The 14,371-nt window shown below is 62.8% G+C and carries 20 protein-coding genes and 1 tRNA gene; 12 read left to right on the forward strand and 9 right to left on the reverse strand.

Translation table 11 applies throughout. From position 1 onward, the window contains the following. Window positions 1–4 precede the first annotated feature (4 nt). Window positions 5–544, forward strand: coding sequence for a hypothetical protein (locus tag AC1XDK_RS00665; RefSeq protein ID WP_483347853.1), 540 nt, complete (start codon window positions 5–7; stop codon window positions 542–544). On the opposite strand, the gene AC1XDK_RS00670 is transcribed toward AC1XDK_RS00665, so the two are convergent. Beyond that, entirely contained in the window at window positions 541–846 is a 306-nt protein-coding gene (locus AC1XDK_RS00670; RefSeq protein WP_483347854.1) for a DUF7969 family protein, read from the reverse strand. The two genes, AC1XDK_RS00665 and AC1XDK_RS00670, sit on opposite strands and share 4 nt — an antisense overlap. Window positions 847–964: 118 nt before the next feature. Here AC1XDK_RS00670 and AC1XDK_RS00675 point away from each other — a divergent pair, with 118 nt between their 5' ends. Continuing rightward, window positions 965–1,816 (forward strand): eIF2B alpha/beta/delta subunit family protein, encoded by an 852-nt coding sequence (locus AC1XDK_RS00675; RefSeq protein WP_483347855.1) that lies wholly within the window; start codon window positions 965–967, stop codon window positions 1,814–1,816. A gap of 10 nt (window positions 1,817–1,826) precedes the next feature. Here AC1XDK_RS00675 and AC1XDK_RS00680 read toward each other — a convergent pair whose 3' ends face one another. After that, window positions 1,827–2,966 (reverse strand): Gfo/Idh/MocA family protein, encoded by a 1,140-nt coding sequence (locus tag AC1XDK_RS00680; RefSeq protein WP_483348901.1) that lies wholly within the window; start codon window positions 2,964–2,966, stop codon window positions 1,827–1,829. A 304-nt stretch (window positions 2,967–3,270) separates the two neighbouring features. Here AC1XDK_RS00680 and AC1XDK_RS00685 point away from each other — a divergent pair, with 304 nt between their 5' ends. Then, the gene (locus AC1XDK_RS00685; protein WP_483347856.1) at window positions 3,271–4,134 is read left to right on the forward strand and encodes a PfkB family carbohydrate kinase; all 864 of its coding nucleotides are present in this window, start codon (window positions 3,271–3,273) and stop codon (window positions 4,132–4,134) included. Between the two features lie 31 nt (window positions 4,135–4,165). On the opposite strand, the gene AC1XDK_RS00690 is transcribed toward AC1XDK_RS00685, so the two are convergent. Both AC1XDK_RS00690 and AC1XDK_RS00695 read right to left on the reverse strand, forming a co-directional pair. Then, window positions 4,166–5,113, reverse strand: coding sequence for a zinc-dependent metalloprotease (locus AC1XDK_RS00690; RefSeq protein WP_483347857.1), 948 nt, complete (start codon window positions 5,111–5,113; stop codon window positions 4,166–4,168). 42 nt (window positions 5,114–5,155) lie between these two features. Further along, on the reverse strand, window positions 5,156–5,419 hold the full coding sequence (locus AC1XDK_RS00695) for a hypothetical protein (protein ID WP_483347858.1): 264 nt from the start codon (window positions 5,417–5,419) through the stop codon (window positions 5,156–5,158). Between the two features lie 113 nt (window positions 5,420–5,532). Here AC1XDK_RS00695 and AC1XDK_RS00700 point away from each other — a divergent pair, with 113 nt between their 5' ends. The 5 genes from AC1XDK_RS00700 (at window position 5,533) to AC1XDK_RS00720 (ending at window position 9,247) form a co-directional block, all read left to right on the forward strand. Continuing rightward, window positions 5,533–6,600 carry a M20/M25/M40 family metallo-hydrolase gene (locus AC1XDK_RS00700; RefSeq protein WP_483347859.1) on the forward strand — a complete coding sequence of 356 codons (1,068 nt, stop codon included), beginning with the start codon at window positions 5,533–5,535 and terminating at the stop codon, window positions 6,598–6,600. Between the two features lie 60 nt (window positions 6,601–6,660). Next, the gene (locus tag AC1XDK_RS00705; RefSeq protein WP_007977665.1) at window positions 6,661–6,843 is read left to right on the forward strand and encodes an LSM domain-containing protein; all 183 of its coding nucleotides are present in this window, start codon (window positions 6,661–6,663) and stop codon (window positions 6,841–6,843) included. Beyond that, window positions 6,840–7,016, forward strand: a complete 177-nt coding sequence (locus AC1XDK_RS00710; RefSeq protein ID WP_082837985.1) for a 50S ribosomal protein L37e — start codon at window positions 6,840–6,842, stop codon at window positions 7,014–7,016. The genes AC1XDK_RS00705 and AC1XDK_RS00710 overlap by 4 nt, the downstream gene beginning before the upstream one ends. A 162-nt stretch (window positions 7,017–7,178) precedes the next feature. Further along, complete coding sequence (gene purF / locus AC1XDK_RS00715) at window positions 7,179–8,642, forward strand: amidophosphoribosyltransferase (RefSeq protein WP_483347860.1); 1,464 nt, start codon at window positions 7,179–7,181, stop codon at window positions 8,640–8,642. Between the two features lie 53 nt (window positions 8,643–8,695). Continuing rightward, complete coding sequence (locus AC1XDK_RS00720) at window positions 8,696–9,247, forward strand: DUF8215 family protein (protein ID WP_483347861.1); 552 nt, start codon at window positions 8,696–8,698, stop codon at window positions 9,245–9,247. A 32-nt stretch (window positions 9,248–9,279) separates the two neighbouring features. On the opposite strand, the gene AC1XDK_RS00725 is transcribed toward AC1XDK_RS00720, so the two are convergent. Next, window positions 9,280–9,456, reverse strand: a complete 177-nt coding sequence (locus AC1XDK_RS00725; RefSeq protein WP_483347862.1) for a DUF8027 family protein — start codon at window positions 9,454–9,456, stop codon at window positions 9,280–9,282. Window positions 9,457–9,557: 101 nt separating this feature from the next. Next, window positions 9,558–10,118 carry a DUF420 domain-containing protein gene (locus tag AC1XDK_RS00730; RefSeq protein ID WP_483347863.1) on the reverse strand — a complete coding sequence of 187 codons (561 nt, stop codon included), beginning with the start codon at window positions 10,116–10,118 and terminating at the stop codon, window positions 9,558–9,560. A 309-nt stretch (window positions 10,119–10,427) separates the two neighbouring features. Here AC1XDK_RS00730 and AC1XDK_RS00735 point away from each other — a divergent pair. After that, window positions 10,428–10,512 (forward strand) — tRNA-Leu (locus AC1XDK_RS00735). A 249-nt stretch (window positions 10,513–10,761) separates the two neighbouring features. On the opposite strand, the gene AC1XDK_RS00740 is transcribed toward AC1XDK_RS00735, so the two are convergent. Beyond that, complete coding sequence (locus AC1XDK_RS00740) at window positions 10,762–11,163, reverse strand: acyl-CoA thioesterase (protein WP_483347864.1); 402 nt, start codon at window positions 11,161–11,163, stop codon at window positions 10,762–10,764. 92 nt (window positions 11,164–11,255) lie between these two features. Between AC1XDK_RS00740 and AC1XDK_RS00745 the strand changes: the two genes are divergently transcribed. Continuing rightward, a complete protein-coding gene (locus tag AC1XDK_RS00745; protein ID WP_483347865.1) occupies window positions 11,256–11,495 on the forward strand; it encodes a DUF8066 domain-containing protein in 240 nt (79 codons plus the stop codon). A 56-nt stretch (window positions 11,496–11,551) separates the two neighbouring features. Here the strand turns inward: AC1XDK_RS00745 and AC1XDK_RS00750 are convergent, their stop codons facing one another. Beyond that, complete coding sequence (locus AC1XDK_RS00750; RefSeq protein WP_483347866.1) at window positions 11,552–11,755, reverse strand: TOBE domain-containing protein; 204 nt, start codon at window positions 11,753–11,755, stop codon at window positions 11,552–11,554. Between the two features lie 108 nt (window positions 11,756–11,863). Between AC1XDK_RS00750 and AC1XDK_RS00755 the strand changes: the two genes are divergently transcribed. Together AC1XDK_RS00755 and AC1XDK_RS00760 are read left to right on the forward strand one after the other, a co-directional pair. Next, window positions 11,864–12,385 (forward strand): helix-turn-helix domain-containing protein, encoded by a 522-nt coding sequence (locus AC1XDK_RS00755; RefSeq protein WP_483347867.1) that lies wholly within the window; start codon window positions 11,864–11,866, stop codon window positions 12,383–12,385. Between the two features lie 32 nt (window positions 12,386–12,417). After that, entirely contained in the window at window positions 12,418–13,608 is a 1,191-nt protein-coding gene (locus AC1XDK_RS00760) for an alanyl-tRNA editing protein (protein ID WP_483347868.1), read from the forward strand. 119 nt (window positions 13,609–13,727) lie between these two features. On the opposite strand, the gene AC1XDK_RS00765 is transcribed toward AC1XDK_RS00760, so the two are convergent. Further along, complete coding sequence (locus tag AC1XDK_RS00765; RefSeq protein ID WP_483347869.1) at window positions 13,728–14,369, reverse strand: OsmC family protein; 642 nt, start codon at window positions 14,367–14,369, stop codon at window positions 13,728–13,730. Window positions 14,370–14,371: the final 2 nt, after the last annotated feature.

A 14,371-nucleotide genomic window follows, 5' to 3' on the forward strand; every position in this document is an offset into this window, starting at 1 on the left:
CAGTATGCGACGACGTGCGTTGCTCGGTGCGATGGGAACGAGTGTGACCGCGGGTTGTCTCGGTGACGTGTTCCGCTTTTCGCGCGGCGAACAGCGCTTTTCCATCGAGAACGACCCCGTTCCCGCGGGCCTTCCGGCGACGCTCTCCGCGAAACTCCTCTCCCCCGAAACGACGAATCATCCGCCTCGGATTCGAGTTACGTTCGAGTACACGGGGGAGGAAGACGGCACGGTCGGATTTACCTACCCGGGTCCGTTTGCGGACACGGTCGCAGCGGGTTCGGGCGACTCGAAACTCGTACTCAAATACGAAGCCACCGCTGACGACCACCACGACGACTGCTGGTGGGCGACTGACACCTACGACAACGGCGCAACCGAGCAACGGCGGTTCGGTCCGGGAGACGATGCGGACGTCGAATGGGAAGTTCTGACACACGAGGAATCGGACACCTGCTACCCGTCCGGAAGCTATCGTTTCTCCGACCGCTATCGGATGGGCGAGAACGTGTACGAATGGGGATTTCGGCTTCGGATACGCTAAGTCCGGAAGTCGAAGTTCGGCGCGTCCTCCGGTCGGAGCGGGACCTCCGGGTCGAGTTCTTCACCCTTCTCGTATCGTACGAAGTTGAGATAGTACAGCTCGCCACAGCCGTCGCCGTCGGTTTCGCTCGCGCCGCAGACGAGTTTCACGCCGTCCGCGTCCTCGAACTCGTCGTATGCGTTTGCGTACTCCCACCCGTCGAGCGGGTCGGGCGTGACCGATTTGTCGGCCAAACGGGCATCGCGTTGCAGCGTCGCGATGGTACCGCAGTGGGGGCAGTAGTAGCGAACGGGAACAGTCATAATCGACGGTAAGCGTCGGGAGGAGGTAAACCGTTCGTCGCTTTCCGTCGCGTGGGAGTCAGCGAAAGGGAACCGGAAACCCAGAACAATCTTGTAGCCCGACGAACTTCGTTAGCGCATGATAGACGAGACAGTCGAGGAGATACAGGAGATGCAAACGCACAGCTCCTCGACCGTCGCGGTCAAGGCGGCGAGAGCGCTCTCCGACCTCGTGGACCGCGATTTCGAAACCGTCGAGGAGTTCGAGCGCGCGCTCGACCACAACAGCAGCGTGCTTCGTCACGCGAACCCGTCCCACGCCTCGCTCGTCACGACCCAGCGCGCCATCGTCACGATGGTCACGGAGGCGGACAACGACTCGGTCGAAGCCGCCAAAGAACACACCCAAGAGGCCATCGACAGCGTCGTCGAACAGGTGGTGACCGCCAAACGCCGCGCCGCCGAGAACGCCGCGCCGCTGTTCGAGGACGGCATGACGCTCATGACCCACGATTACTCCTCGACCGTGCTGGAAGCCGTCGAAACGGCCGTCGCGGACGGTGCGTACCTCGACGTGTACGTCATGGAGGCCCGTCCGCGCTACCTCGGACGCAAGACCGCCCGCGTGCTGGGCGAAATCGACCAGGTGGACGTGACGCTCATCATCGACAGCGCCGCGGGTCACTACCTGCCCGAGTGTGACCGCGTGTTCACCGGAATGGACTGCATCGTGGACGAAACCCTCTACAACCGCGTCGGCACCTTCCCCCTCGTCGCCACCGCGAACGAGGTCGAGGTCCCCGTCACGTCCGTCGGTTCCAGCGCAAAAATCGTCGGCGAGGCGTTCCGCTTCGAGAACGACTTCCGCTCGCCGAGCGAAGTGATTCGGGAACCCGCCGAAGGATTTGCGGTCTGCAATCCGGCCTATGACGCCACCCCGACCGAACTCCTCGATTCCGTCGTGACGGACGAGGGGACGTGGGAGTACTGACGCCGACTCCTTATTCGACTTCCACCCACTCGCCGCTCTCGTCGCTTCGCTCGATGGCGTCCAACGTATTCTGCACTTCCAACCCGTCCGCGAAGTTCGGGTGGTACTCTTCTCCGTTCTCCACAGCGGAGAGGAACTCGTAGTTCTCGTGGACGAAGGTGTGTTCCCACCCGATGACGTGGCCCGGCGGCCACCAGTGGTCGACGTACGGGTCGGACTCGTCGGTGACGAGGACCGTCTCGTAGCCCCGGTCGTCGCCGCGCAGGACTTCGAGTTCGTTGAGGCGTTCGAGCGAGAACTTCAGGCTTCCCTCTGAGCCGTGAATCTCGATGGCGTGGTCGTTCTTGTGGCCGTTCGCGAACCGCGAGGCTTCGAACGTCGCCATCACGTCGCCTTCCAACTCGGCCTGTGCGGAGTAGGCGTCGTCCACCGTGACCGGGCGCGTTTCGTTTCCGGCGGTTTCACCGCCTCCCGGGGACTCCTCCCGAGTCTCCTTCTCCACCGGACGCTCGTCCACGAACGTCTGGAGATGGCCAGAAACGCGCTCCACGTCGCCCACGAGGAACCGCGCGAGGTCGATGGTGTGTGCTCCGAGGTCGCCGAGCGCGCCGTTTCCCGCCAACTCCTCGTCGTTGCGCCACGACCACGGCGCGTCGGGGTCGACCAGCCAATCTTGGAGATAACGACCGCGGAACTGGTGAATCTCGCCGAGGACGCCGTCCTCGATGAGTCCCTTCGCGTACTGGATAGCCGGGATGTATCGGTAGTTGAACGCCGTGGCGGTCGGAACGTCCGCCGATTCCGCGGCGTCGGCCATCCGCTCCGCGTCGGAGAGGTCGGCCGCGAGCGGTTTCTCACAGAGGACCGGGACGTCCGCCTCCAGCGCGGCGATGGAGGGGTCCGCGTGGACGAAGTTCGGACCGAGGTTGTAGAACACGTCCACCTCGTCCACGACTTCCTCCCAGTTCGTACTCGTCTCGGCGAAGCCGAGTCGGTCCGCGGCCTCCGTGAGCGCTTCCTCGTCCCGCCCGATGAGCGTGTGTCGTTCCACGTCCGGGGCGTCCGGGAAGAACATGGGCAACCGCGCCAGCGCGTTCGCGTGAGCTTTTCCCATAAACCGATAGCCTAGCACGCCGATTTTCAGCGTCATGATTGCGTTCACGTTATCCGGGAAGGGATTTAGCGTTGGTGACGGCGACCCCGCCCGACCGCTTTTTCGTGACCGCGGTCGAACGGTTCGTGTGGCGTACGCAGAACTCCACGCAGCACTATCGAAGAGGCCGTCCCCGGCAATCGTCGCGTTCCCGGACGGGAGCGTCGATTCGTATTCGAGAAGTCGTTCCGAAAGCGGGCACTTGGATTCGATACGGGAACTCTCACGCGAACTGGCGCGCGGAAAGCGGTCGTTCCATCTCGACCCCGAGTCGCGCGAGCGGGGAGGACAGTCCGTGAACATGGCCATACAGGTCCACGCGTTGGGTGGCCACGCCGAACTGTACGGTCATTTAGACGACCCGCTGTTCGAAGACCTCCCGTTTCGGACAGTCTCGATGGGCGACCCGGCGGCCGTGTCCGTGTTAGAACTAGGGGACGACGGTCTCCTCTTTGCGACGGAGTCGGACGAGATTCGTGACTGGACGGCGGACGAACTGCGAACCGCGATGGGCGGGGACTTCGCCCCGATACGCGACGCCGACGGGGCGTGCTGTGGAAACATCGCGTCGTTTCCGGCCCTCCTCGACGTGATACGGTCGCTCGCCGGAAACGGGGGCGACGACGGTGGCGCGTTCGTCCTCGACCCCGGCGATTTGACGGATATGGCAAGCGAGACGATGGCGGACTACTTCTCGGCGCTCTCCGACCTCGATGACGGCTTCGAGGTCGTTTTGAGCGTGAACGACGGCGAACTGGCCAGACTCCGCGATGCGGTCGGTGGGTCCGATGGGACGGACGGAGCAGAGACGAATACTGAAGAAACGAACGCGGATGGAGCGGCCACGAACGGAAACGAACCGAACTCCGATTCGCTCGAACGGATTCGGGACGAGGCGGGCGTCTCTGCGGTCGTGTTCCACGGCAAGGAACGGGCGATTGCGGCGACTCGCGAGGGGACGTATTCCGTCCCCAACCGTACCGTTTCGACAGTCGAACGGACGACGGGCGCGGGCGACCGGTTCTCCGGGGGACTGACGTTCGGCCGTGCGAGCGGATGGGACTGGACGCCGACGCTGGCGCTGGCGAACGTCTGTACGTCGCGATACGTCGAGACGGCGACCACCGTCGATACGGGGACGATTCTACACGAGGAGTGGGAGTAAAACAGCGTCGTTCACGCGGGCGACTCGCCGATTACACGCGGGCCAACCAGCGTTCGGGGTGGTCGAGTTCGTCGTCGGTCGGCAACATGTCCGGACCTTCCCAGACGCGGGTCGCCGTTTTCACGTCGCGCGCCGAGACGACGTGTTGGAAGAAGTCCTTGCCGCGCTCGTACTGTCGCCGTTTCATGCCCAACCCGAGCATGCGCCGGACGAGTTTCGACAGCGGGTTCATTCCCCTTCGTCGCGCCTCTATCTTTTCGCGGAGGTCGGCGTACTCGTCGTCGAACGCCTCGTCCATGAGGAGTTCCGCGTAGCCCTCGACGGCCGTCATCGCCGTGTCGAGTTGCTTGAACGCCTTCCGGTCCACCTCGCCGTGGGCGAGCGCCTCGATTCCCGTTTCCATCTCGCGTTCGAGGTGGTCGGAGAGCCACGGTGCCGCGCCGAACTCCGCGGCGTGGGTCACTTCGTGGAAGGCTATCCAGCGGCGGAAGCGAGCGGGGTCCACCTCTAATTGCTCCGCGATACGGCTGATGTTCGGGTGGACGAAGTACAGCGCGTGGTCGTCGCCCTCGGCGAGCAGGAGCGGGTCGTACTGCCCGAGGACGTTATTGCCGAGGAGGGCGAGCATGAACGACATCGTCCCGGTGTTGAGGACGCGGGCGACGCCCGGGAGCACGTCCGGTCCGTACTCCTCGATGGGTTCCATCACGCGCTCGAAGGTGGCGATGTTCGCGTCTATCCAGTGGTGCCGGTTCTGTATTTCGACGGTACTGGGAACGTCGAAGGAGACGCCGGACACCTCCCGAACGCGGGTTCGGGCGTCGCGGACGTCGGTCGCGTAGCCGGTCTGTTCCGCCGGAGAGAGGTCTATCGACCCGGGGTCCGTCGCCGCCTTCGCCGCGTCGGCCACCGCGGTCCAGTCGATGGGGCCGCTGCCGGACGCACCGGTGACGGCACGGACGCTACGATAGAGATTCACATCGCTATGTTGGACTCACGCCGACAAAATCCTTCTGACCATTCACTCCCGCCGTTGTCTCATCCGCTTTGCCAGCGCGACGACGAGGACGAGGACGAGGAGCGGTCCGAGTTTTCCGGCGATGGACGGCGGTTCCTCCTCGCGTTCGCCCGGTTCGTCGTGTTTGCCGTGCTTCCCGTGTTTGCCGTGCTTCCCGTGTTTATGTCCCGGTTTTAGCTTTCCCCGACCGAATCCGGCGGTCGATTCCTTTTCGCCCGCGTTGAGCGTGAAGTTCGGCTCGTGAAGGTGCAGTTCCAGAAACCCCATGCACACCCACTCAACGTTCGTCCTCTTATGCATTCTGGGTGTAAATATCGAAAATCAGATATCAAATCGTCATCTTCGGGAGTTTGAAGAGACACGACGGCACCAGTACGATTATGGACGAGAACCGACGCACGTTTTTGAAGACGTTGCTGACGACGCCCAGTCCGTCCGGGTTCGAAGTACCGGGCCAGCGCGTCTGGGTCGACTACGTGTCCGAGTTCGCCGACGAGGTTCGAACCGACGAGTACGGGAACGCCGTCGCCGTCGTGGAGGGCGACGGCCCCGAAATCGCGTTCGCGGGCCACGCCGACCAGATAGGCCTCATCGTCGCCGGAATCGACGAGGACGGCTTCATCCGAATCGACCGCATCGGCGGGACGGACCGCACCGTAACCAAGGGGCAACAGGTCGTGATTCACACCGACGACGGCACCGTCAACGGGGTCGTCGGCCAGCGGGCGATTCACCTGCGCGACACCGCTGAAGACGAGTTCGAGGACATCGTCGAACAGCACGTGGACATCGGCGTCAAGAGCGAGGAGGAGGCGGCCGAACTGGTCGACGTGGGCGACCCGATAACGTACACGGCGACCATCGAGGACCTTCAGGGAACGCGACTGGCCGGGCCGGGAATCGACAACCGCGTCGGAACGTGGGTCGCCGCCGAGGCGCTCCGCCGCGCGGCCGAACGGGACGTCGACGCGACGGTGTACGCCGTGAGTACGGTGCAGGAAGAAGTCGGTCTGCAAGGTGCGAAAATGGTCGGCTTCGACCTCGACCCGGACGCCATCGTCGCCATCGACGTGACGCACGCCATGGACAGCCCCGACGTGGACGGCGAGGAACGCTTTTCCGACCTCACCATCGACCTCGGCGGCGGCCCCGTGGTCGCCCGCGGCAGCGCGAACCACCCTGAAGTCGTCGCGGCGGTGCGTGCGGCGGCGGAGGAGGCCGGGATTCCTGTTCAGTTGCAGGCGGCGGGCATCTACACCGGAACGGACGCCGACGCCTTCTTCACTGCTCGTGGCGGCACGCCGTCGCTCAACCTCGGACTGCCGAACCGGTACATGCACACGCCCGTCGAAGTCATCGACACGGACGACTTGGACGCGTCCGCGGACCTCCTCGCGGAGTTCGCGGCGCAATCGAGCGACCGAGACGGATTCGCAGTTGACATCTGAACGGAATCACTCGACTATCGTTCCGGTACGTTTATCAGCACAAACACTGGGTTTGTTGATATGAGCGGACGACCACTCGACGTTCTCGAAGCGTCGCTGAACTCGGCGGTGACCGTGCAGTTGAAAGGTGGGGAAGAGTACACCGGCACGCTGACCGGCTACGACCAGCACATGAACCTCGTCATCGAAGACGAAGACACAACCATTATACGCGGCGATAACGTCGTTTCGATCACTCCATGACTGGTGCAGGAACTCCAAGCCAGGGTAAGAAGAACAAAACGACGCACGTGAAATGCCGCCGTTGCGGCGAAAAATCCTATCACGTGAGAAAAGGCGTTTGCTCGTCGTGCGGCTTCGGTAAATCGAGCAAACGGCGCGACTACGAGTGGCAGAGTCGAGCGGGCGACAACTAAGCGCCGGCTACGGATTTTCTACCTCTCGACACTTCCCTTTCGACCAGCCGTCGGCTATTTCAAATCCCCGATATACATGGGCATGCATATTTCTACGAAGATGGCAGGAGAATTCGGCACGATAACGAGGGTTTTTACTACCGTCCCGCGCTACGGACAGCTATGTCATGTGGCCGGGACGGAGACCTCGGCGGACCGACCGAGAAATGTGGCGTCGTCGGCGCGTCACTCGAGGGTCGGGACGCGGCACGCCCACTCTACTACTCGCTGTACGCCCTCCAGCACCGCGGGCAGGAGTCGGCAGGCATCGTAACACACGACGGCTTCCAACAACACGACCACGTTTCGATGGGCCTCGTCGGGGACGCCTTCAGCAAGGAGGACATCGACGGCCTGAAGGGAAGCGCCGGTATCGGCCACGTCCGCTATCCGACCGCCGGAAGCGTGGACAAGAGCTGTGCCCAGCCATTCACCGTCTCGTTCAAGAGCGGGTCGCTCGCGCTGTCACACAACGGCAACCTCGTCAACTCCGAGGAGATTCGCGACGAACTCGCCGGGAAGGGCCACGCGTTCACGTCCGACGGCGATACGGAAGTCATCGCCCACGACCTCGCGCGCAACCTCCTCGAAGAGGACCTCGTTCGCGCGGTCAAACGGACGATGAACCGAATTCACGGCTCCTACTCGCTCGCCATCATGCACGACGAGACGGTCCTCGGCGTGCGCGACCCGGAGGGCAACCGCCCGCTCGTCATCGGCGAAGTCGAGGACGGCTACGTGCTGGCCTCCGAATCCTCGGCCATCGACACCATCGACGGCGAACTCGTCCGTGACGTGCGACCCGGCGAACTCGTCGTCCTCCGACCGGACGGGGCCGGCTACGACACCTACCAGCTCGTCGAACGCGACGAACCCGCCCACTGCTTTTTCGAACACGTCTACTTCGCCCGCCCGGATAGCGTCATCGACGGCAACCTCGTCTACGAAGTTCGACGCGAGTTGGGGCGCAAACTCTGGAAGGAGAGCGGCATCGAGAGCGACGTCGTGATGCCCGTCCCCGACTCCGGCCGTGCGTTCGCGTCGGGATACGCGGAGGCCGCACAGGAAGACGGGTCCGACGTGGAGTTCGCGGAAGGGCTGATGAAGAACCGCTACGTCGGCCGGACGTTCATCATGCCGACGCAGGGCGAGCGCGAACGGGCGGTCCGCCTCAAACTCAACCCCATCAAATCCACCGTCGAGGGTCGAACCGTTACCATCATCGACGATAGCATCGTCCGGGGAACTACCTCCACACAACTCGTCCGACTCCTCAAGGACTGCGGAGCGGAGGAGGTCCACATGCGAATCGGCGCGCCGCCCATCGTCGCCCCCTGCTACATGGGCATCAACATGGCCACCCGCGAGGAACTCATCGCCTCCGACAAGTCCGTCGAGGATATTCGGGAGGCGATTTCCGCCGACAGCCTCGGCTACCTCTCGAAGGAGGCCATCGCCGAGGCGCTTTCGGTTTCCCAATCCGAACTCTGTCTCGGCTGTGTCACGGGCGACTATCCCTACGACATCGACGGCGAGGAAACGGACCGCGACGTGACGCGTCCGGTCATCGAGGGCGCAAGCGACTGATTTCCCGGTACGGACCGTAGTTTTACCATGCTCCGCGTGTAATTTCGCGTTCTATGCCGAACTCGTCCGGCAGGGACGACCACCCCTGTCGCGCGACGCGTGCCGCCCGTAGCAAGCGGCGGGGAGGTTGGTTCGGTCATGGACAGATAGCGACGACCGAAAAGAGCGGCTTCGGGCGGTTTCTCGACGATGTCGTGTATGCCTTTGCGGACGTTTCGGTTCCGCTCATCCCCTCCCTCTTTTTCGTGAGCGTCGCCACTCCGAACCGGTTTTTCGGCCTGAAAACCTCCGCGTTGGTCGCGTGGACGACGATGGTTATCGTGGCCGCCCTGATTCGCGGCGGATGGCTCCCGCCGCTGGCGACGGAGACGCGAGGCTGGGTATCGTTGGCTCCCGCCCTACTGCTCTTCCGAGTCGCCTACTTCAACGCTTTCTTCGCCGCAGTGACGTACAGCGGCGGAACGGTGGCGGACACGTTGGGATTGCCGCTCGTATCCGTCGCGGTTTCCGTGGTTGCGGCGGCCATCGGAATCGCCGCTTTCCCACGGCTTGCAGAGCTGTTCTGTGACCGATTTCACGTTTCGGGGGTTCGTCCGAGCGACTAACGGCGTCCGCTACCGAACTCGTTCGTGCGACGTTATTCTTCGTGTAACAACCGCTCGATATCCGCATCGTTCAGCACGTCGAGCAGGTTCGCTCCGTTCTCGTATTCGCGCCACTGGCGGGGTGTCAGGGAGGCCTCTCCGTCGAGTGCTTCGAGTCGCTCCGCGAGCAATTCGTCCAAATCGTCCGGGTCGTATCCCGGTATTGGCATGGGATGAAACGTACGGCTCCGGGCGGGAAATAACGTGCGGCTAGAACTGGATATTTCGGATACACAAAGCTTGAGACAGTGGAATTGGGAGGTTAAGTGAATCAGTACACCACGTACAACAACGCGTAGACCACCACGCCGAGCGCGAAGGAGGTGAGCCACAGCGACGCCGCGATGCGTCCGACGCGGGGGTGGTTCGTCTTCGGGAGGTCGCGTACCGGGCGGGAAAGCGCGAGCAACAACACGTAGTACAGCAGGGGGATGCACACCATCGCGAGGACCATGTGAATCGCTAAAATCGGCAGGTAAAGGTATTGTTTTACGGTTTTCGGCCCGGGAAATTCGGTCGGACCTTCCAACGAGACGCGGTAGAGGTAGAGTGCCAGGAAGCAGACGAACAAGACGAGTCCGGTCAACATTCCGGCGCGGTGGCGCACGAGGTGGCCGTGTTGAATCGCGTGCCACGCGGTACCGATGATGGTGATTGCGGCGACGCTGATGATGGCGTTGAGGTGGGGAATCGCTTCCAAAAACCAAGCGGGGGCGCGCGGAATCGCGTCCTCTGGGACGACGCCTAACACGGCACCGAACACGAGCGCAAGCGAGACGACGCTCAGGAGCGCGGTCAGGGCCGGAACGTTGTTGCGAACGGAGGTTTCCATGCTTCGCCTTGACGCCCCGTCAGTAAACAAGTTACTTCACGATTTTGTAGAGTCGGTCGCATTCGCAGGCGGGACATCGATCGAACGGCAGGTTGAACGCACGGGCACACTCCGGGCAAACGTAGTCGACACGCGTGTTTTTCAGGCGGGAGATGAGGCCAAGCGACATCAGTTCAGGATGGTATCCGCGAATAATTAGCGTATTGGACGCACCTTGTCATGTCCGTGCGAACGCCTGCCTCCGCCGCGGCAAATGAAAGGCCTTTTATTATCCCACCATCTACGATTGAGTGCAGACAGACACAGCGAGCGTGGGTAGCCAAGCTAGGCCAACGGCGCAGCGTTGAGGGCGCTGTCCCGTAGGGGTCCGCCGGTTCAAATCCGGTCCCACGCATCGCTTACGCGGCTTCGCCGCGAATACGTGAGGCGGTTTCACCGCCGAACACGATGCAGGTGATCTCCTTCGAGGACATCACCCACGCACAATTCTACTGAAACAATATTCACCAGCCAAGGCGGGGTCTTCTACACGGAACGCTCGACGGTTAGAGTCGAATATACGCGTATCCTCGGGTCTGGTGGCGAGTCAGTTCGCCGACGACGGAGAGGCGGTTTCGGGTAAAAGTCGGTTCCGGTTCGTCGGTTAGAGCCCTTCATGCGTGGTGATTCGGTCGCGCCATTCGCTCGGAATCTCGGTGGGTTCGTCCGTCTCCCCGTCGAATACGACTTGTACGATTTCGGCGGTAGCGGCCACTTCGTCCCCGGTGCGAATCTCGTATTCCATAGTGAAACTGGTGTTCCCGAGTTCGGTGATGCCCATCCCGATGGTTACGTCGTCCGCGGCGGTTATCGAGCGATGATAGTCGATTTCGAGGTGTGCGATGACGCCCCGGACGTCGTCCATCGTGAGACCGAGGTGGTCCCGGAAGTAGTCCATTCGCGCTTGTTCGAGGTACGTCGCGTACACCGCGTTGTTCACGTGGCCCATCGTATCGAGGTCGCGATAGCGCACCTCGATGTCCGTCGTGTAGCCGAATTCGTCCATGAAACTCGTAACGGAAAGCGGTTAAACCATCTGTCGGTTCCGACCCGAACGGGTCACGTTCCTCGGTTCGATGCGAGCAGCCCGAGGAACGGATGGGCGACAGACATGTATTCATCAGTTCTACTACTGCAAACAAACATGTCTTCCGAGTCCAAAGAATCGTACGTCGTCTGGGCATCGTCGTCGTCGCGGTTCTCACGCTCCTGTACAGCGTCCTCCTCGCCGGGCGCTTCCTCTCGTGGTTCGGCATCGTCATTCCGCTCCTCGGACTCTATCTGTTCTGGCGGTTCGTTCGCGCCGTCGAACGAATCGCCGGTGAAATGGAGCGGTGATCACGTCCCGTTCAAGGTGTTGCCGTCGGCATCTCGAAAAATGGGTTTCGCCTCGTTCAATCCGACCGGAGCATCACGTCGGTCGCCTTGATCACCGCGGTCAGCTCCATCCCCTCCTCGATTTCCAAGTTCTCCGCCGATTCGCGGGTGATGACGGCCGCGACTTCCTCGCCGTTCACGTCGAGCACCACTTCGGCGGTCACGTCGCCGGTTTCCACGTCCACTACCTCCCCGTCGAGTCTGTTTCGTGCGCTTAACATCCGAGTTCCCCCGAGACGAACACGACGACGCCGAGGATAAGCGTTCGGGCGGACTTTGCTCCGATAAACAAACGCGATATTGAAATGTAGCCCCTTCCTAACGGGGGTATGGCAAAATATTCGACGGGGAACTCGTCCGGCGGTGACGGCGGCGGTTCCTGTGAACTCTGCGGGAAGGCGTCCGACTCGCTGACCGAAGCGAGCGTCGCGGGCGCGACGTTGCAGGTCTGTGACAGCTGTGCGAGCCACAACGACGCCGCCCAACCGACGAAATCGAAGGGCGGCAACGACGGGAACGCCATGAGCGAGCAGGACCGACGGCGCAGGGCGGCCCAACGGACGGCGAGGATGGACGACGCCCGAAAGGGCGATGCGCGTCACTGGGAGGAGGAAGGAACGAGTTACGACAGCGACCCGCTCCCGTACCTCGTCTCGGACTACGGAGAGCGCGTCATCGACGCGCGACAGGAGAAAGGCCTCCAGCGCGGCGAACTCGCCGACGAACTCGGGGTTCAGGAGAACGACCTCCTCGCAGTCGAGCAGAACCGGGCGAACCGCGCGAGCGTCGGCGGGTCGGTCATCGAAGCGCTCGAAGACCGTCTCGGCGTTACGCTCTCCGAGTCGGCGTAGCGTTTTTGTCCGCCCGTTTCGGAGAACGGGGTATGACCCGCGCGCCAGCAGAGCCATATCGGACGAGTTTCGACGCGACGGTTGCGGCAATCGACGGGACGGACGTCGTTCTCACCGACACGTACTTCTACGCCGAGAGCGGCGGCCAACCGGCCGACCGGGGCACCCTCGGGGGGATTTCCGTCGTGGACGTACAGAAGCGCGACGGCGACGTCGTTCACACGCTCGAAATCGAGCCCGAGTTGGAGGAGGGCGACGAAATCGTCGGACAGGTAGACAAGGAGTTTCGCACCTACTGCATGCGGTCGCATACGGCGAGCCACGTCCTCTACGGTGCGGGACGGCTGATACTGGACGACCTCGGCTACGGGGGGTTCGACATCGGCGAGGAGAAGGTGCGCGTCGATTTCCAGACCTCGACGGACATCGACGACGACGTGCTGACGGAACTCGAACGCCTGACGAACCGCGCGGTGTGGGATTCGATGGCCGTCTCGTGGGAGGAGGTCCCGAAGGAGGACGCGTTGGCACGCGAGGACATCGCGTTCAACACGAAGACGGAAGAGGGCGTGTTGAGCGGGTCGGACACGGTTCGCGTCGTGGACATCGACGGGTGGGACGTGGCGGCCTGCGGCGGCACGCACGTCGAGAACACCCGCGAAATCGGGCCGGTGACGATACTCGACCGGTCGAACCCCGGCGAAGGCATGACGCGCGTGGAGTTCGCGGTGGGGCCGCCGGCCATCCGCATGCGGGCGGAGCACAAACGGAACGCGCTCGACGCCGCGCGAATCGCCGGTACGGGAGTCGAAGACTTGCCTGACGAGGTGGCCCGCCTCACGGACGAACTCGACGCGTTGGAAGCCGAGTTGGCGGACGCGAAGTCGCAACTCCTCGGTGCGACCATCGAGGAACTCGCGGACGAGACAGTCGCCCGAAACGGCAACGAATGGCTCGTCGGCGCGGTGGAGGGCGTCGGCCCGAACGAACTCGGTGACACGGTGCGCGAACTCGCGGGCGAGACGGCGGACGTGATTGCCCTGACCGGGAAAGACGGTGCTACCTTCCTCGTCGTCGGCACCGACGGCGACGTCGAAGCGGGCGACGTGGTGGACGAGGTAACGGCGGAGTTCGGTGGCGGCGGTGGCGGCAGTCCGACGTTCGCGCAGGGCGGCGGCCTGTCGGCGGACCCGGACGACGTGGTTGCGTATCTGCGAGAATAACGACATCGATGGCCGTATCGAGTACCTCCATCGACGAAGTGGCCGAAGAACTGTCTGCAACGATGACCGGCGAAAACAGCGGACGTGTTCGTCGAACCGGAACGGGTCCGGTCGTCCCCTCAGTCGGCGGTCGGTTCGACCGACGTCTTCTCGACTATCGGCTCCGCCGGATGGGCCAGCGAGATGAGGTTGTAAACCGCCGACTGACGTGCAGCGCTCGCCACGCGTTGGATGGTTTCCTCGGTGACGTTCTCACCGCCCACCCGCACCTCGATCGATAAGTCGCCGAACTGGTCCCGGAGCGTCCCGTCCTCGGTTTCCGTGTCGTCGATATCGAGGGCGACGAACGGGTTCCAAGGAATTCGAACCGTCGTTTCGAGGGTTTCGACGTCGAGGCCCTCGGATGCGAGATGGAGCGAGATTACGTGATTGAGACACCCGCTCAGCGCCGCCAACGCGGTTTCGATTACCTCGGGACGGTCGTCCGGATCGACGAAGCCCATCGCCGCTTCGACCTCCTTGTGAGCGCCGAACGGAAACGTATAGTCCCGTGTTTCGCGCTCTATCGTCTGCCCGCCGAGCGAGTAGGGACCGATCTTCGAGAGGGTGTGGAACGCCCGTCCTTCCCAATGTCCCTTCGCGCTCAGTTCGAATTGCACGTCGTCCGGGTTCGCTTCCGCGTAGTCCACGAACTCCGCGAATGCCTCACTGTCGACCCCATATCGGACCGTTCTATCCATCGATTGCTTTCCCGTCGTCATGA

The sequence above is a fragment of the Haladaptatus sp. HS23 genome (assembly GCF_056892285.1).